Origin of the sequence: Neorickettsia findlayensis (assembly GCF_009856525.1) — a bacterium.
Lineage (GTDB): Bacteria > Pseudomonadota > Alphaproteobacteria > Rickettsiales > Anaplasmataceae > Neorickettsia > Neorickettsia findlayensis.
In genome coordinates, this window is record NZ_CP047224.1 from 623,879 (window position 1) to 648,585 (window position 24,707).

17 protein-coding genes are annotated in these 24,707 nt (G+C 41.1%); 9 read left to right on the forward strand and 8 right to left on the reverse strand.

Features of this window, described 5'->3' with window-relative positions; all coding sequences use genetic code 11:
- Positions 1–5: 5 nt before the first annotated feature.
- A complete protein-coding gene (locus GP480_RS02865) occupies positions 6–2,258 on the forward strand; it encodes a transketolase family protein (protein WP_160095701.1) in 2,253 nt (750 codons plus the stop codon).
- A gap of 238 nt (positions 2,259–2,496) precedes the next feature.
- A complete protein-coding gene (locus GP480_RS02870; protein ID WP_160095703.1) occupies positions 2,497–3,873 on the forward strand; it encodes a proton-conducting transporter transmembrane domain-containing protein in 1,377 nt (458 codons plus the stop codon).
- 43 nt (positions 3,874–3,916) lie between these two features.
- Here GP480_RS02870 and mnmG read toward each other — a convergent pair whose 3' ends face one another.
- Both mnmG and GP480_RS02880 read right to left on the reverse strand, forming a co-directional pair.
- On the reverse strand, positions 3,917–5,755 hold the full coding sequence (mnmG, locus tag GP480_RS02875; RefSeq protein WP_160095705.1) for a tRNA uridine-5-carboxymethylaminomethyl(34) synthesis enzyme MnmG: 1,839 nt from the start codon (positions 5,753–5,755) through the stop codon (positions 3,917–3,919).
- A complete protein-coding gene (locus GP480_RS02880; protein WP_160095707.1) occupies positions 5,755–6,375 on the reverse strand; it encodes a hypothetical protein in 621 nt (206 codons plus the stop codon). The genes mnmG and GP480_RS02880 overlap by 1 nt, the downstream gene beginning before the upstream one ends.
- Before the next feature lie 91 nt (positions 6,376–6,466).
- Between GP480_RS02880 and GP480_RS02885 the strand changes: the two genes are divergently transcribed.
- The 5 genes from GP480_RS02885 to nuoF all read left to right on the forward strand — a co-directional run bounded on the left by GP480_RS02885 (position 6,467) and on the right by nuoF (position 12,044).
- A complete protein-coding gene (locus GP480_RS02885; RefSeq protein ID WP_160095709.1) occupies positions 6,467–6,796 on the forward strand; it encodes a hypothetical protein in 330 nt (109 codons plus the stop codon).
- Positions 6,797–6,835: 39 nt separating this feature from the next.
- Positions 6,836–7,387 carry a LolA family protein gene (locus GP480_RS02890; RefSeq protein WP_160095711.1) on the forward strand — a complete coding sequence of 184 codons (552 nt, stop codon included), beginning with the start codon at positions 6,836–6,838 and terminating at the stop codon, positions 7,385–7,387.
- A gap of 266 nt (positions 7,388–7,653) precedes the next feature.
- On the forward strand, positions 7,654–8,190 hold the full coding sequence (locus GP480_RS02895) for a nicotinate-nucleotide adenylyltransferase (protein WP_160095713.1): 537 nt from the start codon (positions 7,654–7,656) through the stop codon (positions 8,188–8,190).
- 472 nt (positions 8,191–8,662) lie between these two features.
- Positions 8,663–10,399 (forward strand): single-stranded-DNA-specific exonuclease RecJ, encoded by a 1,737-nt coding sequence (gene recJ, locus GP480_RS02900; RefSeq protein WP_237111309.1) that lies wholly within the window; start codon positions 8,663–8,665, stop codon positions 10,397–10,399.
- A 403-nt stretch (positions 10,400–10,802) separates the two neighbouring features.
- Positions 10,803–12,044 (forward strand): NADH-quinone oxidoreductase subunit NuoF, encoded by a 1,242-nt coding sequence (nuoF, locus tag GP480_RS02905; protein ID WP_160095715.1) that lies wholly within the window; start codon positions 10,803–10,805, stop codon positions 12,042–12,044.
- 58 nt (positions 12,045–12,102) lie between these two features.
- Here the strand turns inward: nuoF and GP480_RS02910 are convergent, their stop codons facing one another.
- The 6 genes from GP480_RS02910 to gyrB form a co-directional block, all read right to left on the reverse strand.
- Positions 12,103–13,401 (reverse strand): bifunctional folylpolyglutamate synthase/dihydrofolate synthase, encoded by a 1,299-nt coding sequence (locus tag GP480_RS02910; RefSeq protein WP_237111310.1) that lies wholly within the window; start codon positions 13,399–13,401, stop codon positions 12,103–12,105.
- A 402-nt stretch (positions 13,402–13,803) separates the two neighbouring features.
- Positions 13,804–15,456, reverse strand: a complete 1,653-nt coding sequence (gene mnmE, locus GP480_RS02915; RefSeq protein ID WP_160095717.1) for a tRNA uridine-5-carboxymethylaminomethyl(34) synthesis GTPase MnmE — start codon at positions 15,454–15,456, stop codon at positions 13,804–13,806.
- A 3-nt stretch (positions 15,457–15,459) separates the two neighbouring features.
- Entirely contained in the window at positions 15,460–17,694 is a 2,235-nt protein-coding gene (gene bamA / locus GP480_RS02920; protein ID WP_237111311.1) for an outer membrane protein assembly factor BamA, read from the reverse strand.
- Positions 17,695–17,697: 3 nt separating this feature from the next.
- Positions 17,698–18,798 (reverse strand): RIP metalloprotease RseP, encoded by a 1,101-nt coding sequence (rseP, locus tag GP480_RS02925; protein WP_160095719.1) that lies wholly within the window; start codon positions 18,796–18,798, stop codon positions 17,698–17,700.
- Between the two features lie 207 nt (positions 18,799–19,005).
- Positions 19,006–19,845: a 4-(cytidine 5'-diphospho)-2-C-methyl-D-erythritol kinase gene (locus GP480_RS02930; RefSeq protein ID WP_160095721.1), complete on the reverse strand. Its 840-nt coding sequence runs from the start codon at positions 19,843–19,845 to the stop codon at positions 19,006–19,008.
- A 27-nt stretch (positions 19,846–19,872) separates the two neighbouring features.
- The gene (gyrB, locus tag GP480_RS02935; RefSeq protein WP_237111312.1) at positions 19,873–22,290 is read right to left on the reverse strand and encodes a DNA topoisomerase (ATP-hydrolyzing) subunit B; all 2,418 of its coding nucleotides are present in this window, start codon (positions 22,288–22,290) and stop codon (positions 19,873–19,875) included.
- 341 nt (positions 22,291–22,631) lie between these two features.
- On the opposite strand from gyrB, the gene GP480_RS02940 reads away from it, so the two are divergent.
- Complete coding sequence (locus GP480_RS02940) at positions 22,632–23,120, forward strand: peroxiredoxin (protein WP_160095723.1); 489 nt, start codon at positions 22,632–22,634, stop codon at positions 23,118–23,120.
- A 163-nt stretch (positions 23,121–23,283) separates the two neighbouring features.
- Positions 23,284–24,690 (forward strand): sodium:solute symporter family transporter, encoded by a 1,407-nt coding sequence (locus tag GP480_RS02945; RefSeq protein WP_160095725.1) that lies wholly within the window; start codon positions 23,284–23,286, stop codon positions 24,688–24,690.
- Positions 24,691–24,707 lie beyond the last annotated feature (17 nt).

Here is a 24,707-nt window from a genome sequence, read left to right on the forward strand (position 1 = left end):
CAACAATGAGAAGAATGTCCGCAGCAATACGTGCATTGACTATAGATGCGGTGAGCCGTGCAAATTCTGGGCATCCTGGGATGCCCTTGGGAATGGCAGACGTCGCAACTGTCCTATTTACAAAGTTTCTCAAGTTTTGTCCTAGCGACCCCGACTGGCCTGATAGAGATCGTTTTGTATTGTCAGCAGGCCATGGCTCGATGCTATTGTATTCTCTATTGTACCTAACCGGTTACCCAGACTACACAATTGAAGAAATCAAAAATTTCAGGCAGTTGCACTCGAAAACACCTGGACATCCTGAGTACAGGATTGCAAAAGGGATAGAGAATACGTCTGGACCTCTTGGACAGGGTCTTGCAACGGGTGTAGGAATGGCATTGGCAGAAGCAACCTTAAACAGCCGCTTCGGGGACATCATAGACCACTATACTTACATCATTGCTGGAGATGGATGTCTTATGGAGGGAATCAGCCATGAAGCAGCATCTTTTGCAGGTCATATGAGACTCCGTAAGATAGTGCTTCTTTTCGATGATAACGGAATTTCAATCGACGGGAGCACATCATTATGCTCATCAGATGACAATCTAAAACGTTTTGAAAGTTACGGGTGGGATGTACAGCAAATAGATGGCCATGATTTTGCTGCAATAGAAGGTGCGATAGCAAATGCCAGATCATCTGATAGGCCGTCTCTAGTTGCGGCAAAAACAGTGATAGGCAAATTCATGCCAAATGAAGGTAGCAACAAGACCCACAGTGGTGGCCTTACACAAGAAGAAGTGATTGCATTTAGGAAAAGGTTAGAATACCCATTAGAAGAGTTCTCTATCCCCGAAGATATCTTACAAAAGTGGCGCTCATTGGCCAGTCTAGCAAAATATAAGGAATGGCAACTTGCTTACAATAATCTTCCTACAGAAATTTCATTGGCTTTCAAAAGAACAGGAGCCGGCTGTAGTACTGATTTTCTTCTGAGCAGTGGTAAGGCCTCAACCGGCAGTATCACTTCACATGAGAAAGATCACATCTTTGCATCAGGAACACCTTATCCAGAGGGTATGTGGAATTCACCTGAACAACCACAAAAACAGAACAACGCAAACGGTGGTGCGTGCGATAGTCCCGAACTATCAACATCTAGGGATAAAAAAGCATTGTGTCATACTACATCGGACAGCAATATTGGTAAATGCAATTTGAAAAGCTCAACACAAGATTTATGCATTGAGCCACAAGAATATCATCTACTGAAATACACAGAGATATTCAATGAACTGAAGACCCGCAGTCAAGCAGTTTCCTCCGAAGCAACAAGACAATCTTCTGGAAGAGTGGTACAATTTCTCACAAGTAAAATACCCGAAATGCTCGGGGGTTCGTGCGATCTTACCGGCTCTAATAACGTGATCCCGGAACCATTTAAAGCGATAAGCGCCAACAATTATAACGGGAACTACATACACTACGGTGTCAGAGAGCATTTTATGGGAGCGTGTATGAACGGTATGGCACTACACGGAAACATTATCCCATATGGTGGAACTTTCCTTATCTTCTCAGACTATATGAGGCCCTCCATTAGGATGTCTGCATTGATGGGTCTACAAAGCATATATGTGATGACACACGATTCAATAGGCGTTGGTGAAGACGGACCAACTCACCAACCGATTGAACAACTAGATAGCTTAAATCTCATTCCAAATTTATACGTTTTCAGGCCATGTGATTATATAGAGGTAGTAGAATCCTGGCAGGCCGCCTTGAACATTACAAATGCACCGTCAGTAATAGTTTTGTCTCGGCAGAAAGTAAATTTTTTACAAAGGGAATTCCCAGAAGAAAACATGTGCTGTAAGGGCGCATACCTAATAAAAAAAGCATCTAGAAAAGCAAAAGTCTCCCTTTTGGCAAGCGGGTCCGAAGTTAGCATCTGCGCTGAAGTTCAAAGTGCGCTAGAAAAATTAGGCTATCCAACAGACCTACTATCCGTGCCCTGCATTTCCGTTCTAAAAAAGAACTCTACTGACCACAATAGGAAGCAACTAATTGAACCTGGGAGCATACCATTTGTTGTCGAGGCGAGCTCAGGTTTAATGATTAGTTCCATGTTTGGTGTGGATTCAGAGTTCCTTCTCAACATCAAGGAGTTCGGTTTATCCGCACCGTATGATAAAGTGTATAATCACTTTGGTTTAACTGTTGAAGCTGTATTAAAGCGTTGCCTGGAAAAGTTATCAAGGTCTACATGAACAGATGGTATGTGTGCATTCTCGTATTACATAAACGGACTAATTGGGACAAATTCTATGGGCGGGATTCGTTCATACGATCTCGTGATTGCCTGTATGGAGATGGCTATGTCAGCTCTTTTTTATCTACGCTATAGTAGGTGTAACTAGTTTTGTGGAGGTGCAGCAGTGAAGACAAATAGGTTGCCCACCAAAGTTGATTTAACGTATCACACATATATGAAGAGTTGATCCAAGAATGTACAAAACTCTTTTAATCCTAGAGGTGATCTCGCCACTGCTTGCTGCGCTCTCATTAGTCTTTTCAAATAGGAAAGTCTATAAGCGTGCTCTCTTACTTATTGCACAAGCATTTGGTATTGGTAGCTCAATCGCGATATTTGCATATACCTCACAAAGAACAAAAATATCGCTCACAGTTGGTGGATGGGATTCCATCTACGGAATCGAAATTGCAGCTGATCACTACACGGCAATTATGCTGCTTCTCCTCAATACGGTTACAACGCTGACAGTACTACACTCTTTCCAGAAAGATAGGGAAAGTTTTTTCTATAGCATCTTAATGCTGTGTCACACCGGCCTTTCTGGGATGGTTATATCAAACGACTTATTCAATATTTATGTCTTTCTCGAACTATCCTCGCTAGCAAGCTACACACTCGTTGCGACTAAAGGTACTCAAGAATCGTACAAAGCGGCATTTGAATATCTAATAATAGGAACGATTGCTGCAACGTTCTACTTGATTGGAACCGGACTCATATACGCAGTCACCGGACACCTTAATATTGGAATCATCACTTCCATGTCAGATATAGTGTTAAGTTCACATGCCGGCAGAGCAGGTGCAACACTCGTAATACTTGGCATAATAGGTAAATGCGCTTTATTTCCTTTACATTTCTGGTTGGTACGTTGCTATAGTTCTACAAGCACAACCGTAGCAGCATTTTTGTCGGGAGTGAGCTCAAAAGTTGGGTTGTATCTACTAGCTAAGTTTATCTACACAATATTTGGTACACGTGTCCTGGCTCTTTCTGGATTTCCATTGAACATGATGATATTGCTTTTAAGCACACTAGCAATTTTTGTATGTGGTTTACAGGCAATTACAACACAAGATATAAGGAGAACACTTAGCTATTCCAGCATTTCACAAATTGGCTACATTTCTTTGACACTTTCACTTGGCTCTGATTATTCTGTTTCAGTTGCAATGCTTCAAATGCTTGCACATGCAGTGACTAAATCGGCACTTTTCATGCTAGCTGGAGGATCAATACATCACACCGAAAAAAGGCATAAACTGTCACCCATAAAAAACATTTATCTTCTCGTAGCAACACTTAGTTTGGCTGGAGTTCCTTTTACGGCAGGATTTCTGGGAAAGCTCGAGCTCCTTCTTCTGGTGATACACACGCAGCACTATTTAACTTTGTTGATTCTGGTAATGGGAAGCATCATCACTGCGATTTATAGCTGGAAGATTTTCAACATGCTGCACAATTTTGAAGTAGAGAATTCGGTCCTACATCACATACCAATGTCAGTGCTTTCTTTGATAAACGTTGCTATCCCACTCACGAGTAGGTTCTTCTTAAAACTAATCTAGCTGTTCAAGAGCTGGGACTCAGATCCAAATCTTCAGGAAAAAGTCAAAACCTTTCAGTACCCAATCCCCTCAAATGAATCAGAATTGACACGATTGCAGCAGGTGTAACACCTGAGATCCTCTTAGCCTGAGCGAGCGTTTCCGGACGTACCGCTTCAAGCTTTTCTATTACTTCCGATGAAAGAGTCTTTATGGCACCAAAATCAAAGTTTGAAGGAATAGCAACCTTTTCATTACTTCGAAGTAGTTTGATATCCTGCTCCTGCCTGAGCAAATACGGCTCATATCTAGCATTGATCATAAGCATTTCCCTATACTCTTTCGGCAACTCAGATAACTCAGGCCAAATTCTCAACAAATCTTCAAAAACAAAAAGTGGTTGTGTCATAAGATTCCAGGCACTTTTCCTTACCCCATCTTGAGCGACAGAAATACCTTCGATCTTTGCCAATTCATAAGGAGTGGCTGAAAGTTCATTGAGCTTGTTTTTGTACTTGTGAAAAGTTTCGTATTTCTTCCTGTACGCTGCGTAGCGTTCCTCATCAACCAAACCTACTCCATATGCTTTTTCAGTGAGTCGAAAATCCGCGTTGTCAGAACGCAGATTAAGCCGATACTCTGCCCTGGAAGTGAATAACCTATACGGTTCACCATTGGTACCAAGCGTGATGAGATCATCTATCATTACGCCAATATACCCTTCGGATCTACCAATTATCAGACCTGCACCTGCGGCGTTACTTCCAGCAACAATACCCTGACCAGCTGCTTCTTCATAGCCCGTCGTTCCATTTATTTGACCAGCAAAATAGAGACCTTTTACTCGCTTGCTCTCCAAGGTAGAACGTAATTCTCTTGGATCAATATAATCGTATTCTATTGTGTACGCATATCTTGCCACTCTTGCCTTTTCAAGACCCGCGATACTACGGATAAATTCGTCCTGTATCTCCTTAGGAAGCGAGTTGGAGATCCCATTTGGATATATAAGCTCTGAGTCCAGACCTTCTGGCTCTAGGAAGATTTGGTGGCTATCCTTTTCGGCAAAACGGACAACTTTATCCTCGATAGATGGACAATAGCGTGGCCCCCTAGCAGACACGCCATTTCTAATTGCAGAAAATTTAAGTGAATTTCTTATGATCTCGTGAGTCTTACCGTTTGTGTGAGTTATATAGCAAGAGACCTGCGGCACCGTTACTTCAGCATTCATATACGAAAATGGTGTAGGCGGAGAATCACCGGGCTGTTCAGTAAGTGAAGAGTAATTAATAGAGTCTTTATAAAGACGCGCTGGGGTTCCAGTTCTTAACCTAGAAATTTTAAAATGTTGCCGCAGTTTATTTCCCAAACATTGTGATGCCTTTTCACCAAACCTGCCCCCTTCTACCCTCTCCTTACCAGTCTGAATAACACCATTTAAAAAGGTCCCAGTGGTTAAAACAGCAGCACTACATTGAATAGTCCCGGTTTTTTCTCCGACCACACCAGTGAGACGATCATTTTCAATAATAAGATCAGTGATATGGTCTTCAAGAATACTGAGCTTCTCATACTTTGTAAGCAGCTCAAGCACTGCACACTTATAAAGTTTCCTATCCGCCTGAGCACGAGGACCCCAAACGGCAGCACCTTTACTCCGATTGAGTATTCTGGAATGTATACTAGCCCTATCTATCGCCAGAGCCATAACACCTCCCATAGCGTCTATTTCTCTGACAACATTGCCCTTCCCTATACCCCCTATCGCAGGATTACACGACATCTCACCGATGTTCATCACACTGTTTGTTACTAAGAGAGTCTCAACTCCAAGTCTTGCAGACGCAGCAGCAGCCTCAACTCCAGCATGCCCTCCGCCAATCACAACGACGTATTGCATCAATCACGAGGAAGAATACGCAACATAAACTCCTTAATCTCAAACGCAGTATTGATACGCAACCCTAAGGCAACTAAAAGCCCCTTTATATAGTACAAGTGGGATCTATAGTGCTCTGGAAGTGCTATTTCATCTTCAGAGGAAGAAGTAATACGGTCAAACAATTTGAGTCGCTCCTCATCGATTGGGACATCACAAACTACACTGAACTTCAGTTCCATATTGGTTGCGAAAACGTCGATTTTAGCATAGTCAGTAAGCAACCTACTTAGAAGTAGCAACGAATGCAACATCAGCATGAAAAATTCGTCCTGAATAGATTCGATACCAAAGTGAAAAACTACTTTTTTCCCTTTATAAAGCAAATACTGCTCAATATCTGCTAATGCTCTCGCACCTTTACTGCCTTGGAGGAACATATATTGTAGGACGCGTAGATTTATTAGCATTCGAGAATTTACCTCAAGCAACTCATTAAAATCAAAGGCCTTTGGGTCATCTCTATTGACCTCGACCAACAAACTCAATAGAGAAACACAATTACCAAGATCGTGAAAAACACTAGAGATTAATAAATTCAATGTATTTTGAGTCTTACAATCCTTGTTAAATATAGACATCTGATTGACTAGTTACCTCTTGAGAGGTTAACATGATCAGAGGGTTTTTGATACATAACAGCTCAAGCAGTGTAAATATCAGGGGGGTTTTATGGCTGATAACGTAAAAAATGAAGACGCAGACTTAGATTTGGATCTCGAAAATTTGTCCGAAGAGTATATGCAGTCTGTACAGGAGCAAATTAAAAAATTTACGGAGAATCCAGAAGTCCTCCAGAAAGCTTTGGCTCCGTTTATGAAGCTCCAAAGTGAATATATGAAGGACCCTGAAAAGCTTGGCAATCTCATGTCTGGTATGGAAGGGACAGGTGAGGATGCATTTAAGACTGAGGTTCAGGAATCGCTGAAAAAGCTGCGCGCGCGTCTTGCAAAAATGGATAGAAGACTTGACGAGATTATGGCGCTCTTGTCTAACAAATAATGCTGAGAGTTTTAGTTCCTCTCTTTAAGTAGGTATGCAGTGTCAGTAAAGGAGTTCGCAGTTTTGTTCTGTGTCTTCCTTTTCTCCTGTGTGCGGGTGTCCCACGCCGTTGATAGTGCTGCGCTGGTGAATTACCTAGCCTCACTCAGGACGTTTTGTGCTACCTTCGTTCAGCATAACCCTGACGGCACACTAAGTGTTGGAAATCTTTTTCTTTCTATTCCCCATAACTTCAGGATTGACTATCATGGGGAAGGTGTCTCTGTGGTGATGAATAAGGGCATGGTAACTTATTATGATGCCGCATTAAAGGAATCCAAGAGCTTCTTTGTCGGTAAATCGGATCCTCTATTATTGGTAATGTCGGATCTTGGAGCTTTACATAAATATGAACAAGCCGTTGCTGGTGGGCTCTTTTATCTTGGAAGATCTTCGAAAAATAGGAGATATGTCCTTGTGCTTAGCCATTCTCCACCTGAAATAAGAGAAATACTTCTTGAGGATGAATCTAAACAAATAACAAGAATGGTTCTTAGTGATGTGTGCTATAACGGTACTCTTGATAGGAGCGTTTTTGATATAACTAGGTAACTTTTTGCCTCAATAGACACACAATTTAAGGCACACACTACCAACAGAAAGAGTCCTTATTCATGCCAAAAAATATGGGACAGTTCTGAGCACTTCAGATACCTAAAAAATGAACATCAATTGTGTGCTTACTCTTTGATATCTTTACGCAGTACACGGACCCTATTCCAACCTAATGTTCATTACTCATTGTCGCTAAAAAAGATTTGACAAAAACAGACTTTCGATAATATTCTCCGCTTTTGATCACTTACCTATTGTTTCCGATGCCACTGAAAATAGGACTATTAGGGGGATCTTTCAATCCACCACATGCTGGACATTTATATATTTCTTTGGAGGCACTAAAACGTCTGAATTTGCACCAAGTTTGGTGGCTCTTTTGTAGGAAAAATCCACTCAAGCAGATTTGTTATATTCCCTGTGACATTAGGGTTGAAATGGCTCGTACATTGATAGGTATTAATAAGAAAATTAAGCTCATTAATAGTGATGACGTATACACCTATAAGACTCTCAGGAAGTTAACTTCTCAATATCCGCATCATGATTTCACATGGATTGCCGGCATGGACAGCATAATGACAATTCATGCATGGGAAAATTGGAAAGAAATTCTTCGAAAAGTCAGATTTGCAATTTTTGACAGAGAAAACTTCCTCCACAAATGCATGAGATCAAGATTTATTTTATGTGTTGATAGAAAACGCGTTTCACCCGTACTAATTAAGAAAAAAAATATTTCGTCAACTTTACTCCGCAGTAAAAACGAATGGTACAAACATGTTTCCGAATCTAATTGAAACAATACGATGAATATATAAGGATTCAATCCTATAATCCAAACCTCAAAATTAGGATTATAGCATCTATAAGCATTTACCCTGGTACACAACCTATCATGATGCTATTTAGAGTCTGCATAGCTGACTAGGTAAGTGTGAAGTATAAATAATTCAAAGAATGATGACACGGCACAATAAAACCATGTCCAATAATGTGAGAATAGACACTGTAATATCAGGTGTTCAATAAACAACTTCAGCACAAAACTATGTACACGGCAAACATAAAATGCTCTGTGAGATACCCACACGTAAGAAGTCGGTGTACCACAATAAAGGATACTATCACCTTAGAAAAAGCCGAACTGAAAAAATGGAAGAAACTCGCATAAACCTCTCCTAGCACCCGGAACCTGAAAGCATCGAAAAGCCTACAAGATCCCTGTAGAATATACATGAAAACCACTTCATCGAAACAAATTGTAGAAGAATGATGCAAAACCTCAGGACATCAATTAAGGGAAGTATTTGGGTTCACAATCCCATACCATATAAAGAACTACTCTTCCTAAGACAAAAATTTGGACTGTCACTAACAGTTGCATCAGTTTTGTACAATCGTGTCGAAGCAGATGATGATATAGCAAATTTCCTTGATCCGAAACTCAAACATACTTTACCGGATCCATTTAGCCTGCTTGGAATGAAAGAAGCAATAGAAAGGATACTGGAAGCAATATCTGAAGATGAGAAAATTGTTATCTATGGTGATTACGACGTTGACGGTGCAACCTCATCCGCGCTTTTGAAAAATTACTTCAGAGAGATAGGTAAAAAGGTTGACGTATATATTCCAGATAGAATTACTGAGGGTTATGGGCCAAACAAAGCTGCATTTACTCAACTGAAAAAAGAAGGATACACACTATGCATTACAGTAGACTGCGGTACCCTAGCTCACACTGAAATAGAAGTGGCAAACACAATTGGCCTGGACGTAATAGTTGTAGACCATCACATAAGTGCAGATGTAATACCTCCAGCCACGGCTGTAATTAATCCAAATAGAATTGACCAGCCTAATGTACCGTATACTGAGCACTTAGCAGCCGTCGGGGTATCGTTCCTGCTCCTTATAGGATTAAATGTTATCCTCAGGACTAAAGGCTTTTTTGATAATAAAAGCGAACCTAACCTTATAAATTATCTAGATCTCGTCGCATTAGGTACAGTCTGCGACGTCGTTAGACTTACCGGAATCAACAGAGCTTTTGTTAAACAAGGACTGAAAGTTATCAATCAAAGAAGAAATTTGGGATTACGGACACTTACTCACGAACTCAAGCTCTTCAATACATTAGATACGTATCACTTAGGCTATATAATAGGACCACACATAAACGCAGGAGGGAGAATATCTCAATCTTCGTTAGGAAGTAGGTTACTATCGACACAAAATCCTGCTGAGGCAGAAGAGATAGCTACAACTCTCTGTGTTTTAAATCTCAAAAGAAAAGAAATTGAAAAGACAGCACTCCAGGAAGTTATTACTCAAGTAGAGAAGACAAACAAGAAGATCATTCTTGCAGCAAGTGCGAATTGGCACCAGGGAATAATAGGAATAGTCGCTTCCAGGATCAAAGAGCGTTACCATCTTCCGACAATTATTCTCAGTATTGACGGAAACATAGCTAAGGCAAGCGCACGATCAATAAAGGGCGCAAACATAGGAGTGGCAGTGATAGCTGCAAAAGAAAGTGGCTTAATAATAGAAGGTGGAGGTCATAAAATGGCAGCTGGCTTCTCATGTGCGGTAGAAAAAATTCCAGCAATAAGAGAGTTTTTTGAAGAGTACTTCAAAGAGGTAGACACACAAGAAAGCATCCGTATTGATAGCGAGCTTTACATCGATACAATTACTAGTGACCTTTGTGAGGACCTGAAAATTTTAGCACCTCACGGTTCGGGCAATCCCGAACCCAAATTTGTGCTAAAGAATGTGAGAATCGTCACTAGCCGGATTATTAGTGAGGATGGACATATCGCCTGCACACTGAGAGATGCAAGGACACACACAAGCATTCGCGGGATTGCGTTTAGAGCAGATCCCGTGCTAAAAGAGGCAATCCTAAATTGTGAAGTTACAAGCCTTCTTGTAAAGATAAAAGCTGACAGTCTTGGATATAGCAGCAAACCCCAGGTGATCATAGAAGATGCGTCGACTTAAATAGCCAAGTACTGCCCTAAACCCAGTGCACTTCTCTGGAAGAAAGAAATTATGAAAATTTGACAGACTGAGCAGTAATACCTGGGTACATATCTACCACATCATTTGGTCGACCTGCATCACACTCCAGTTGAACTTGTGAGAGTGATGTCTACATGGAAATGCTAAGCTTGTATAACATGAGTGTTGCAATAATGTGTTCGGTATTTGGAATGAAGTTATGCATAAATGCTAACACTCACACAGCAGAAACTCTTCAAGTATACATGCAGCAAGTATTACAAAAGGATCGACCGAAAATAAATCACCTTGTCTACTTAAACACTAAACATAAAAAGGACATTCAATATTATGACTTTCTCTCCAACCTTTTGTATAATTTCGCTTTAAGACAGAGAGAACCATGCTCAAACCAAAAGATAGGATCTTTAGCAATATACAAAGAAGAGAAGGCATCACATTAAGTGAGGCGCTCAAACGCGGTGATTGGAAGGACACCAAACAATTTCTTGATAAGGAACCTGAATGGATCATAGAAGAAGTTAAAAAATCCGGCCTAAGAGGAAGAGGAGGTGCGGGTTTCCCTACAGGAATAAAGTGGAGCTTCATGCCAAAGGAGAAAGAGACTGGCAAACCGTCTTATCTAGTGGTCAATGCAGACGAATCGGAGCCGGGCACATGTAAAGATAGGGACATAATACGTTTCGAGCCACACAAACTCATCGAAGGAATAGTATTAGCAAGCCATGCGATGCGTATAGACGTATCGTATATTTACATACGTGGGGAGTTCTATAACGAATCTCTTGTTCTAGAAAGGGTTATACAGGAAGCGATGGATGCACATCTTATTCCTGAGCAACTCAAGATTTTTGTTCATAGAGGTGCTGGAGCCTACATTTGTGGTGAAGAAACAGCCTTGCTAGAATCACTTGAAGGAAAGCGAGGCATGCCAAGAATGAAACCCCCTTTCCCAGCTGGATGTGGATTGTACGGTAAGCCCACCACGATAAATAATGTGGAAAGTATCGCTTCGGTCCCTACAATACTGAAAAGGGGTGGCGATTGGTTTGCAAGTCTCGGCGTCAAAAACAGCTGTGGTACAAAAATATTTTGTATCTCCGGTCACGTAAACAAGCCATGTAATGTCGAAGAGGCATTGGGAGTACCACTAAAACTTTTGATTGATGAGTACGCAGGTGGTGTCATAGGTGGCTGGGACAACCTTCTCGCAGTGATACCGGGAGGATCATCAGTACCAATGATTACTAAGGAAGTTGCAGAAACAGTCACAATGGATTTTGATTCCCTAAGAGCGGCAGGCTCTGCACTTGGAACTGGCGGCATCATCGTAATGAATAAAGAAACTGACATAATACGTGCCATAGAAAGACTTTCACACTTTTATATGCATGAATCATGTGGCCAATGCACACCTTGCCGAGAAGGTACAGGCTGGCTGTGGAGCATAATGAAACAATTAAGTGAAGGTAAGGGAAAAAAATCCGATGTTGATTTCTTATTACAGCTTACCAAACAAATTGAGGGAAACACCATATGTGCATTAGGTGACGCGGCTTCCTGGCCTGTACAAGGTCTTATAAAGAACTTCAGGAGCGAGATAGAAGCGCGTCAAAAGGAATGACATACCTGTTTTGCTCAGGGGCGATAAAGGAGCGGTCACTTGATTCGAGGAGAGCAGCTTAAGAGAGACAGACCTCGATCTCACCGTAACTAGCAATGTCACGAAAAAGAAATAGTGATCCACATAACAAAATCTTTTTGCTAGCTGAATCTCTACCAAGAATATGCCGGAACGCATCTTCAAGAGAAGAACTTTTTCTACATTCCAAGCCTAACTCAAGAATAGGCTGTTCAATTTCTTGAATCGTCTTACTCCGTGGTTCACCCTGCACACACACTACTGAGATGCTTTCGATATTCGGAAGGAGATGAGATACAAATTCTTTTGTATCCTTATCTCTTGTCATACCAAGAATGATATGGACCTGCTCTTTATTCAACCAAGCAGAAATTGTACTAGCTCCAGAAGGGTTATGCGCTCCATCCATGTAAAACTCCCAGCCTTCTGGAAGCATATTAACAAGCTTATTGCTTTTGCCACGTATTAACTGCAATCTAGCTGGCCAATTCGCATTTCTAATACCAACACTGACACTCTCAACACTAATTGCATCGTAAGTGTACCTACTACTCAAGATAGTTGCTGCAGCAATTGCATTACCTGCGTTCCCAATTTGGTGTAAGCCTCTCAAATTAGGAAGTGGATATTCCTCTACATGTGAACCAACACTAAACTGTAACGTTTTCCCAGCACTTACGACTTCCCACTCGTGGCCTTGCCTAAAAACAGGAGCTCTTTTACTCTTTGCAACATCCTGTATAACTTCCATGGCTTCACTATGTTGTTTTGCAATAACACAGGGAACTCCTTCCTTGATAATACCAGCTTTTTCATATGCAATTTGAGCAATAGTTTCACCTAAATAATGAGTGTGATCAAAATCTATTGCCGTGATAATCGTCACTAACGGCTTAGGAAAAACATTTGTTGCATCTAGCCTACCTCCCATTCCCGTCTCAATCAGGCAGCAATCAGCATTACTACGCGAGAAGGCCAAAATCGCGGCAAGGGTTGTCCCTTCAAAAAAAGTTAGCTTTTCACCTTCGGAAGCAATTCTCACATCCTCCAGTACATTATATAGAACTTTATCACTTATTTCCCTGTCACGGAGAACTATACGTTCGTTAAAGTACCTCAGGTGTGGTGAGGTACAAACATCTACTGAATAGCACGAAGCTTGGAGTATTGCTCTAAGAAAAGCTATCGTAGAACCTTTACCATTCGTACCAGCAACATGCACGACCTGTTGCATAGATAAATGAGGATCACCAAGCTTCTTCAAAACACTTACTACCCTGCATAATCCCAAATCAATTTCAGTAGGCCTAGCACCTAAAGGCTTAGGCCAATGTGGCATATACACACTCATCAGCTACGGGAACCAGACAAAAAAGAGCCAGAGGAGTCTAACACAGATACAGTCTTCGTACTATCAATTTATCTTATCTTAATGTATTAACCAATGAGCAAAATACTTTTCTGACATCGGTGTATTTCGCGCAAAGAACATTTAAAGCTCTCTGTGGTGCTTTAAATATCAGGTTACATCCTCCCACATCAAAAAGCTCTCTGTAGTGCTTTCACCAGTACATAAAAGATATCCTTAACACTAAACGTCAACCATGCAAAAACAGCTCGAACTCTCTATAGCAACACAGACTAAAGGACAATTTGTAAAACAGAAAAGAAATATGTTGTTTGGCATGGCAATGTTTTTGCAGTAATACAGACAATCTACCAAACAAATAACAAAATGACCTCATTTGCCTATGCAAAACGAGGAAAAAATCTCATCCAAGACATCATCCAACTTGATCTCACCTGTGATGGATGCAATATGATTAGCTGCAAGTTTAATCTCCTCTGCAGCAAGCTCGATTGGAAGATCCGTATTAAAACGTCGCAGATGGTCTAAAGCGTTCTCCAATGCCAATCGGTGCCGCGCACGTGTAATGATGTGAGCTTCAGTATTTGAGGACGAAACAATATCAAATATTCTGTCAAAAAGAAGCTTTATACCTTCTCTTTCATACACGGATATACATATGTACCCCTTTTCTTGCCAGAATGACAATTGCGTAGGTGCGATGTCAGCCTTCGTCACAACCTTTACTATAGGAATGTCTAGTCTTTTTGCTGCCGTAAATAATTCACTAAATTCTCTATATATGTCCTCACTACACTCACTGCCACCTGGATTGTGCTCTCGTATCGTATCGTGACACACAAAACTACGATCTTTTTCACCATGCCGCTCGTCAAGAATATCTTGCAAGTTGAGATCCATTTTTCCTATATCCGGATAGCTCATATTCTTACTTCCAACACCTGACCTTTCAAAGCGCATTTCGTGAGCCCATCCACTTGAATCCACAGGTTTATCTACACGTCTTTGATCACTTTGCATGTGCTCTTTACTTTCCAGATCCACCAGTTGCATATCAAGATGTCGGGCAATGACTGGGTCTACCACATCTTCGCCTCCTTCCTTTGTCACACGCAACTCGGTGATATCTTGAAGAAAGACAATGACATCCGCTTCTGCCGCCTTTTTGAGCGCTCTAGCTATACCCATTTTTTCTATTGCATCACAGGTCTCCTGGATTCCAGCTGTATCTGATAAGATCAGTGGGTAACCATTGCAATCTAGTCTTACTTCAAGTACATCCCTCGTAGTACCTGGAATATCAGTAACTATTGCAAGATCTCTCTTCGCAAGATAGTTAAAAAGAGTCGACTTACCTACATTTGGCTTCCCGACTATTACAACTGAGAAACCTTCTCTAATTTTTTCCCCGATTTTACCGTCAGCAAGATAATGAGAAATGTCGCATTGTATAGCAACGATCGATTGTTGTATCTCCGCAAGCAGGGTTTCTGGTATTTCTTCATCTGGAAAGTCTATATATGCCTCCAAATACGAAAGCACTTTGATTATTTTACTACGTAGGGAATCATATCCCTCAGCCAACTTCCCCGATAAATGACGAGAAGCTTGCTTTAATTGTTCGCGCGTCTCAGCGTTAATTAGATCTATTATGCCTTCTGCTTTTGTGAGATCCATTCTGTTATTCAGTACTGCTCTCCTTGTAAACTCACCCGGCTCAGCAGGTCTGAACAATGTAGAAAGCTTCTCACTGATATATCGCAGAACTGCTATACTACCATGTGAGTGCACCTCAACAACGTCTTCACCAGTAAAACTCGCAGGGGAAGCAAAATAAATAACCAATACCTCATCTATTAGGAGGTGCTCATCAAAGAGTCTTGTAAAGTACACAAACCTAGGGTGCGGCTGCTTTACTTCTAATCCAAGGATTTCTAGAGCTAGCAGAGCATCTGGACCGGAAATTCTAAAAACAGCCACACCCGACTTTCCAAAGACAGTAGAAAGCGCGTATATCGTTGACATTCTCTAGAATGGGGATACTATACCGAACCTTACAGTCTTCACTCTATCTTTCTTTCCTTCTATCAAAGCCTTTGCGACATCCACTCTTAGGACACCAAACGGACTATTCCATACCAAACCCGCGCCAATGCTACTTCTTAGTGCATGCGAGTCATAAACTTTTTCCGTAGTAACATCCACACCAGTTAAAGTGCCAACCTCATAAAAAAAAGCAGCTTTCAAATCAAGCTCCACAGGCAGCCTCATTGGCATCTGCACTTCTGCAGTACCAAGAATAAAAGAGTTCCCACCTAATGCATCGTCTGTGTCAACATCGCGTGGACCAATGCCAAGATTGTCAAACCCACGCATTTCGTTAAGGAAAAACCTATTAGCAACGTCAACACCCTGCCCAGAATACCCACATATATTGCCTGCACGTACAACGAGGCTCAATACAGCACTCTGATCAAAAACGGAGGCAAAACCACCGACTTTAACATCAGATCGTAAGAACTTAACGTCTCCGCCAATGCCAGCAAGTCTGTTACCGAATCTGATTCCGTAGCCGTACCTAGGAACAAAGTAATTATCCAGTTTATTCAGGAAGAGCGAATAACTAACCACGGAAAGAATTTTAGTTCCGGCGCTTTTCTTGACAGATTCAGGCGCATCAGCATCAACATCGAAAATTCTATCAAAGCTCAATGAATAACCAAGGTGTAAATGCAGATCATCTGTTAAATAGTAACCTAGCGAGCCATCACCCCCAACGGATGAAAATTTATATAATTTATTCGCCTTCTCATTACGGTTCTTAAAAAAGATAGACGCACCTGCTGTGATGAATGTGTCGAAGATTCGTTTTCGCTGAAACTCCATGGAGTAATTGCTTCCTAAGGAAGCTCTTTGCAAATCAACCACTAAACGATCGGATGTGCCAAAAAGGTTATTCTCAACAAAAGAAAAGTTTCCGAAAAACCCAACATCCGATCCATAGCCACCGCTCAGATTCAGCGTCCCAGTAGGGCGCTCTTTTACTCTTACCTCAAGTATGAGATTTTGATCATCAATTTTGTGTTCCTCTATGTGAACCTCATCGAAAAAACCTAAATTCAGTATTCGTCTGCGTGAATCCGCAACTTTACTAGGTTGGTACAAGTCATTCTCACTCACAAGCATCTCACGTCTGATGACTGTATCGTTGGTCCTTGTGTTACCACTTATGTTAATCTTCCGAATTCTATATTTCTTCGTGCTAACAATATGATATGTAAGATCCACCCTACCATTTGCATCAGGCTGATACTCAGGAACAACATTGACAAACATATATCCCCTTTTATTCAGCACACTTAGCAGCATCAAGGCATTTTCCCTTACAGCACCTATATTGAAAACAGTACCTTCCCTTATCCTAACCTTTTCTTTTAGATCACCTACCTTTATCTCGCCTTTCTCTGAAACAATACTTACCCTGCCGAAGCTGTACCTAGCGCCTTCTTTTAGCTTGAAAACCAGGACAACACCATCTTCATTTTCTATCTCCTCGAGACTCTCTAATGAATAATCGAAATACCCCTTTCCTTGATAAAAATCGGACAATAAATCCTTGTCAAATTCTAATTTCTCCCTTGAGTAGTAGTGCGCCGTACTAAAAAGTCTGAGTACGCTATTTTCTCTACTCCTGATAACATGCTTGAGAACTCTATCGGAATACCTTTTATTGCCCTCAAATTGTATTGCTCGAATCACAGTAGGCTTGGCTTCCTTTATCGTTACCTCCACATCCACATTATTTTCATCTATTGGAACAATTTTGTAGCTGATAGCTGTTTTCGCAACAACAGAGTCTCTATAGTAGCCTTTCAGAGCAGTTACACTGTTCTCAAATTCGTGAACATCAAAAACCGCATCTTTTTTGTACACAAGAATCTTATCAATCGATGCCCTACTAAGAAGCTTATTCCCTTTAACTACAACATTACGGAGTATTTGATTCTCACGCAGTCTTACCTCCAGGATGCCAGCTGTCAGATCCAGCTCTACACTGCTAAATAGACGTGAATCTGTGAGCCTTTTAAAAACTGCATTTAACTCATCAGAAGCTATATCCTGCCCTACCTCAATATGCAGCAATCCACGGACGGTCGCCTCGGTGACTCTTTTATTACCAGAAATTCTAATTTCAACTACTTCATCCGCAAAGCAAAACCCTGACAAAAAAAGAAGTAAAACCAAAAAAAGTTTTTTTCGCATCAACTACCTGAGAATAAAACGAATATCGTTAAAAACGGCAAAAACAAGGATAGCTATCAATAACAACATCCCTGCTCTTCCTGCCCATTGCTGAAAGCCAATCGCTACTCTACCACCCTTAATCCACTCAATCAAATAGAAAAGCAGATGCCCACCATCAAGCATCGGTATAGGAAAAAGATTAAACAAACCAAGATTGATCGACAACATTGCCATGAACCACAAAAACATAGTGAACCCCATTCGCATTGACTGTCCAGAGTATTTAGCAATTTTTATTGGACCGCCTATGGCATCAGTTTTGGCCCTCCCAGTAATTGTCTGCCCGAGGAGCTTTAACGTTGAATAAACAACATTACCAATCTCAATCAAAGAAAACCGCATTGCATCCAGGACACCAATCTCTCTACGCTGAATCTTTGACGCCTCTATTCCGAGCTTTGGTACCTCTTCATGATTACCGAATATATCTTGTCCAATCTCAATCTTTGGAGTTACAGACATGGATATTTCATAACCATCCCTTAACACAGTAAAAGACACCGCACTATTGCGATTCAGGTAAATGAATTTTTTAATTTCATCGAAACTCACGATAGGCTTATTATTCATTGTTAAGATCCTGTCTCCAACCCTGAATCCTGCATTTGCCGCCGGACTATCGATAATCACAGATGCTACTACTGGCTCAACAGTGACCTTTCCAAAATAACCATATAGGAAAGACAGAACCAAAAACGCAAAAACAAAATTAGCAAGAGGACCACCAAAAATAACAAGGGCTTTCTGATAGAGAGGTTTACAATTCAGAGTCTGAGCTTTCATGCAATCATCCATCATACGGATTTTCTCAAAATCCGCAGCGCTACTCTCATCTAAGTCTCCGAACATTTTCACGTACCCACCAGCTGGAATCATAGAGAGCTTCCATCTGGTTCCCGACTTGTCATTGAAGCCGAATAACTCTTTCCCAAATCCAATCGAAAACTCTTCTACTTTCACCCCAAACATTTTGGCAAAAATATAATGCCCAAACTCATGTGCGAAGACAATCACAGAAACCACTAGCACAAAAGAAGCGAGATATAAAAGTAAGCCACCCATTAAACCTTAAAATTAAACTCAGGACCAACTAAACCTTACACCGAAGTGTCATTCTATGTATAGGGCAGAAATGATAATTCTCTAACACTAAATAGACAACACATGACGACTTCCCTACCAAAAGTCTGAGATCAGCACTACTCACTGCAAAATACCATAAGAAATATCGAGAAACTGCTGATACGCAAACAAAATAAACATTCCCAATTACAGGGAAATATGTGCAATCCTAACCCACCATTTATGATGGCACACTAATTCTGAGTGGGCAGCTCTTAGATTTTCCACAGTGTCGAACATGCCCATACACGTAGGACCACTCCCACATAATTTGGCAACCTTATTGCCTTTGCAACTCTTAATGTTTTTCAGTACATCACTTATCACTGGAGCAATTTCGATAGCAGCATCAGTTAAGTCATTCGGAAGAGAGAGCATATCTTCAAATGTCCGATGAACCTTAGTAAGATAAGACTCGGCTGAAAAAATAGTTCCCCTTTCACGAAAATTTTTATAGACTTCAGCAGAACTAACCGGAAAGTTTGGACAAACCAAGAGTATTGGACAGACAAGCCTCGACTCTGGTAATGCAACGACTTTTTCACCCATTCCTGTCACGTAGCACGCGCGCCTATGAAGACAAGCTAACGTATCAAAACCGATAGACAAAGCCATTTGATTAAGTAGGGCTGTTGAGATATTGTACAGTTCTCCAAAATATCTTAGCAGCGCAGCTGCATCTGCTGAACCACCACCTATACCAGCAGCGACAGGAAGATTCTTTGCTACAGTAACGTCGAAATGGCACCTTGCATAATCCTTGAAAAAACTGAGAACACGACTCACTGAGTTATCAGAATCTATTGCTTGGGATGCACCAATGAATTTGACTGAATCCTCGGTAGCAGACGTAGGAACAAGTCTTATCTCATCGTACAGATCATCCGTGAAACAGAAAACACTATCAAGCAGGTGAAACCCGGACTCATTTCTTCCCGTAACGAGCAAAAAAAGATTAATCTTCGCCGGCGCTCTGAGGGTCAACATAGTAACCCAAAGATAACAAGAGAGGGATCACACGTCTATATTGCTTGCATTGAGCGCATTATTAACAATAAAGTCCCTACGCGGACCAACAGCATCACCCATCAACATGGAACACATCTGATCAGCTACGGCCGCCTCTTCTATAGTCACTTTAAAAATTGTTCTGTTAGAGGGATCAAGGGTGGTGGACCATAACTGTTCCGGATTCATTTCCCCCAAACCTTTAAATCTTTGTAAGACCATACCAGCTCTGGCTGCTGAATCTGCATCCTTAACAAAGGTAAGAATAGAGTAGTAATCTTTATTATTGAACCTTGCAAAACCAGGATAAAAAATCTCACTAATAGCCTCACGGATTTTAGCCATCTTCTCGAGATCTTCAGGCACAAAAAGTGGAGAGTATTCATATCGGTTTCTCAACCCCTGGAAAGTGCGCTCAAAAAACAATGCACCATCCTCGCGAACAACAGTCCATGTACCAAAAGATGCAAGAGCAACTCTTTCAGCGAGAAGCTTAGGGTCAGCCGCTTCGCCGCACAGAAAAACCACCTCCAAAATTTCTAATGGTATCCTATAGTCGAACTTTTCAAGAATTCTAGAAAGAACCAAACATTGCTGTACAATGCGTTTCAGCGCTTGACCGGTATACACATCACCATTCGCACCTATTAACTCTTTACCTTTTACAATACGCTCCAGGAGGTATTCCTCAAGAGCTATATCATCACGGAGATAAACATCTGTGCCCTTTCTCATCACTTTATACAGTGGCGTTTGAGCAATGTACAAATATCCACGCTCAACGATTGGTCGCGCATAACGGAAAAAAAACGTCAGCAAAAGCGTCCTAATATGTAGTCCATCAACATCAGCATCCGTCATGATGATGACCTTGTGGTACCTGATTTTATCAATGTTAAACTCCTCCTCTCCTATGCTAGTACCCAAAGCAGCAATCAAATTTCCTATCTCTGCCGAACCTATAACCTTATGGAATCTCGTTTTCTCAACATTAAGAATCTTTCCTCTTAATGGTAAAACAGCTTGAGTTTTTCTATCTCTACCTTGTTTCGCCGAGCCTCCTGCTGAATCACCCTCAACAATTAACAATTCTGAGAGCTCAGGAGATTTTTCTTGACAATCGGCCAGCTTTCCTGGAAGTGTTGTTATTTCCAGCCCGCCCTTTCTACGTGTGAGTTCTCGTGCTTTTTTTGCTGCCTCTCTCGCTAAAGCAGACTCGACTACCTTCTTTGCAATCACCCTTGCAGCACTGGGATTCTCTTCAAGCCAACTCGCCAGCGAATCACCAACTATTTTTTCTATTACAGGCTTGACCTCAGAACTGATGAGTTTCTCCTTAGTTTGAGAGGAAAATTTTGGGTCCGGAAGTTTAATAGAGAGAATTGCAGTCAGACCCTCTCTTACATCCTCACCGGACACAAGAACTTTTTCCTTCTTAAGCAGATTCTCCTTGACAATGTAGTTGTGCATAACTCTCGTCATCGCGCTCCTAAGCGCAGCAAGGTGCGTACCACCGTCTCTTTGCTTTATGTTATTTGTGAAGCAAAGTACATTCTCGTAATAAGAATCATTCCACTGTATTGCTATATCCATCACAATGGAATCAACTCCTCCCGTGATTCTGATTGGACTCGTGTGAATGGGTTGCTTGCTTCGGTCCAGATAAGTAACAAATTCTTCGGTACCACCAGAAGAGAAAAAAATTACCTTCCCTGCACTACCACCACTCTTTCTCAGATCAAGCAGAGAAACTTCTAATCCAGGGTTCAAAAACGACAACTCTCTAAATCTATTCTCAAGAGTAGTAAAACTCACCTCTATCGTGTTTTTAAACGTACTCCTCGATGGAAGAAAATGAACTAATGTACCAGTTTTATCACCACACTCCCCAATAACAGACAAAGAGTGCACTGTTTCACCGTTCTTAAATTCCGCGAAGTGAATTTTACCATCTCTGTAAATCGTCAGCTTCAACCAATCAGAAAGGGCATTTACTACCGACACACCAACACCGTGCAGACCACCAGATACCTTATAACTGCTCTGATCGAATTTCCCACCAGCGTGCAATTGCGTCATAATTACCTCTGCTGCGGACACGCCTTCTCCATGCATATCTGTAGGCATGCCACGTCCGTTGTCCTTAACAGAGATCGACCCATCAACATCAATGACAACCTCTATCGCAGTGCAATAACCAGCAAGGGATTCATCTACGGAATTATCAACAACTTCATACACCATCTGATGCAACCCTGACCCATCGTCCGTGTCTCCGATATACATCCCGGGCCTTTTCCGAACGGCCTCAAGACCTTTTAATACCTTTATCGAATCTGCTGTATAATCCGTGTTACTCAATGTGATCGTAAATAGTGCAAAAGCCGTAGGAATTGTATCAGAAAGAACGTTACAGTGAAACATCAGGCTATAGGAAATCCATACAGCAACCCACAAACTAGGTAAAATATTATTTTTACTCTATAGAAAATATAAATTTAAAAATAGCTCAGACATCTTTTTCTGACTTTACTAGCTGCAAGCAAAAGTTTTTTGCTCCGCGGTGTTTTTGTTACAACCCAAAACAAAGTGATAGTCTGTAAATACAAAATCGTTTGGCAATCGTGAATAGCTTGGGGCAACTCTCTTGCAGGAACAAAATCTCCTTTTAGCAAGAAAATAACCACTAAGAAGCCATTGCAGGGTCTTTCGTTCTACTACGACCAGTGATACAAGTTACCTGTTAGACATGATAAAAATCCCTTATGAGTACTTTGGAAGTAGATGATCTAGCTCCTTCTTTTTGTCTTCCTTCAAGTATGGGTGGAATGGTAAGTCTACAAGATTTTCTAGGGAAGGCTAGTTTTGTGATCTATTTTTACCCGAAGAATGACACTCCTGGCTGCACTCAGGAAGCAAAAGATTTTAAAGAACGCATTGAGGAGTTTAAAGAGCTCAATGTTGTTGTTTTTGGTATATCAAAAGATAGTCTCAGGGCACATAAGAATTTCTCTACAAGGTACGACCTACCTTTTCATTTATTGTCCGACGAATCAGCAGAGACCATACAGAAGTATGGGGCTTGGGTGGAGAAATCAATGTTTGGGAAAAAGTATTACGGCATAGAACGCAGTACCTTTGTTGTAGATCTGAATGGAAAGATTAGAAAATTGTGGAGAAAAGTACAGGTACCAGGACACGTTAAGGAGGTGCTGGACTTTTGCGGAAGTGACGAGTTTAGGCATGCATCTTGAATTTCCCCGGTTATTCGCCTGAAGAACAAGCTAGACTTGTTCTTAGCCTTATAGTGATGGGCAGATTTCATGAGGGTAAGTATTTTCTTTGTCCCATGTAATTAATATATTTAGTTTTGTTTAAATTACAGCCTGAAGCTTGCTCGCTGGGATTACATTATAGATGTTTTACACTCACCTACTCGCAGTAGGATTATACTTTCTCTGTATTTTTTTCTTTGGGTTCGTTCGTAAGAGAGTTAGTGCATCATTCAAAGAGTATATTCTTGCAAATAGGTCGGTCCATGAAATAATCACAGGGATAAGTCATGTTTCTTCTGAAATCAGCGTAGGAACCTTCACTGTAGTTGCAAGCATGATTTACACAATTGGGCTCTCGCGACTCTGGGTTGATCTGGGATTCTTTGTGTTTAGCATACTTTCTTGGCGAATCTTGGCTGGACGCTTAAGAGTGCAGAGTGAAGAAAGCAAGGATGCACTTACTATTCCACAATATCTCGCAAATAAATTCGACAGCAAAGCAGTTGGAGTTCTTGCATCACTGATTATCACTCTTTTCACCGTGACATATATTGGTGCAAATATACTTGGTCTTACAAAAGTTCTTTCGAAAGTGGTGAGCCTTGAGTCCAACTTGGTAGCGTTAGCGGTGCTTATCGTTACACTGTTCTATACTACCATAGGCGGTTTTAGATCTGCTTCGCACGTGAACGTTCTTCAGGGAGCAATAATGGTTTTAGCAACTTGCATATTACCTTTTTCACTGCTGGCAAAGTTCGGCCTAGAACCACTAACCACTTTCTTGAAACAGAGTGGCTCAAATGAAATTAGTCATTCTGACATTACACAAGCAATATTGTACTTCAGCTTTGCTTCAGTAATGTTTGGGACACCACATACAATTGGGAAATTCCTAGCTATAAAATCTCCGGACAAATTGAGCATAGCTCGGAATACAAGCATTATTATAAACATCATAATCTACCTTGGAATCACAATATCTGCAGTGTACGGAAGAAAACTACTCCCATCTATTAGAGATACAGAAATGTTACTTTTGAACCTAAGCGAAGTGTTTACCAGTCCACTTTATAGTAGCATGATAATAATCGCGATTTTAGCCGCCGTAATGAGTACGATAGATGCTCAACTGATATCAAGTGCAAGCTGTATAGCTAACGATATCTATAGACACATTACACGAAACAGAAGTGATACACATCTCATTCTCGCCACAAAACTTATGACAATCCTTGTAGGCGCATTAGCACTTTTGATCTCGTTAATTTTCAACCAATCCGTTGGAAAATTAGCAATCTTCTCTTTGACAGGATTGGGTGCTTCAATAGGACCGGTTATGTTGTTCACTTTGTACACAAAAACTAGAAACAAAATGCCAGCAATTCTTGGCTTGACTTCTGGAACAACGGCAACAATACTTTTGACAATCTTTAATACCTCTGACATTCACTACAACATGTTACCGGCACTATGTATCGCGGCTGCTACAATACTAGCTTCGTCCTGTGTAACTGGGCGCCCGGCAAAATGTGTTGGGTCTAGTAATTAGAGCTATTATATCTAGCC

Excerpts from the sequence above, each read along its gene's own strand:
- recJ (WP_237111309.1), top strand. The coding sequence starts at position 8,663 with ATGATGCAAAACCTCAGGACATCAATTAAGGGAAGTATTTGGGTTCAC.
- GP480_RS02870 (WP_160095703.1), top strand. The coding sequence starts at position 2,497 with ATGTACAAAACTCTTTTAATCCTAGAGGTGATCTCGCCACTGCTTGCT.
- GP480_RS02880 (WP_160095707.1), bottom strand. The coding sequence starts at position 6,375 with ATGTCTATATTTAACAAGGATTGTAAGACTCAAAATACATTGAATTTA.
- GP480_RS02865 (WP_160095701.1), top strand. The coding sequence starts at position 6 with ATGAGAAGAATGTCCGCAGCAATACGTGCATTGACTATAGATGCGGTG.
- GP480_RS02945 (WP_160095725.1), top strand. The coding sequence starts at position 23,284 with ATGTTTTACACTCACCTACTCGCAGTAGGATTATACTTTCTCTGTATT.
- GP480_RS02895 (WP_160095713.1), top strand. The coding sequence starts at position 7,654 with ATGCCACTGAAAATAGGACTATTAGGGGGATCTTTCAATCCACCACAT.
- GP480_RS02930 (WP_160095721.1), bottom strand. The coding sequence starts at position 19,845 with ATGTTGACCCTCAGAGCGCCGGCGAAGATTAATCTTTTTTTGCTCGTT.
- GP480_RS02885 (WP_160095709.1), top strand. The coding sequence starts at position 6,467 with ATGGCTGATAACGTAAAAAATGAAGACGCAGACTTAGATTTGGATCTC.
- mnmE (WP_160095717.1), bottom strand. The coding sequence starts at position 15,456 with ATGTCAACGATATACGCGCTTTCTACTGTCTTTGGAAAGTCGGGTGTG.
- nuoF (WP_160095715.1), top strand. The coding sequence starts at position 10,803 with ATGCTCAAACCAAAAGATAGGATCTTTAGCAATATACAAAGAAGAGAA.
- mnmG (WP_160095705.1), bottom strand. The coding sequence starts at position 5,755 with ATGCAATACGTCGTTGTGATTGGCGGAGGGCATGCTGGAGTTGAGGCT.
- gyrB (WP_237111312.1), bottom strand. The coding sequence starts at position 22,290 with ATGTTTCACTGTAACGTTCTTTCTGATACAATTCCTACGGCTTTTGCA.
- GP480_RS02910 (WP_237111310.1), bottom strand. The coding sequence starts at position 13,401 with ATGCCACATTGGCCTAAGCCTTTAGGTGCTAGGCCTACTGAAATTGAT.
- bamA (WP_237111311.1), bottom strand. The coding sequence starts at position 17,694 with ATGCGAAAAAAACTTTTTTTGGTTTTACTTCTTTTTTTGTCAGGGTTT.
- rseP (WP_160095719.1), bottom strand. The coding sequence starts at position 18,798 with ATGGGTGGCTTACTTTTATATCTCGCTTCTTTTGTGCTAGTGGTTTCT.
- GP480_RS02940 (WP_160095723.1), top strand. The coding sequence starts at position 22,632 with ATGAGTACTTTGGAAGTAGATGATCTAGCTCCTTCTTTTTGTCTTCCT.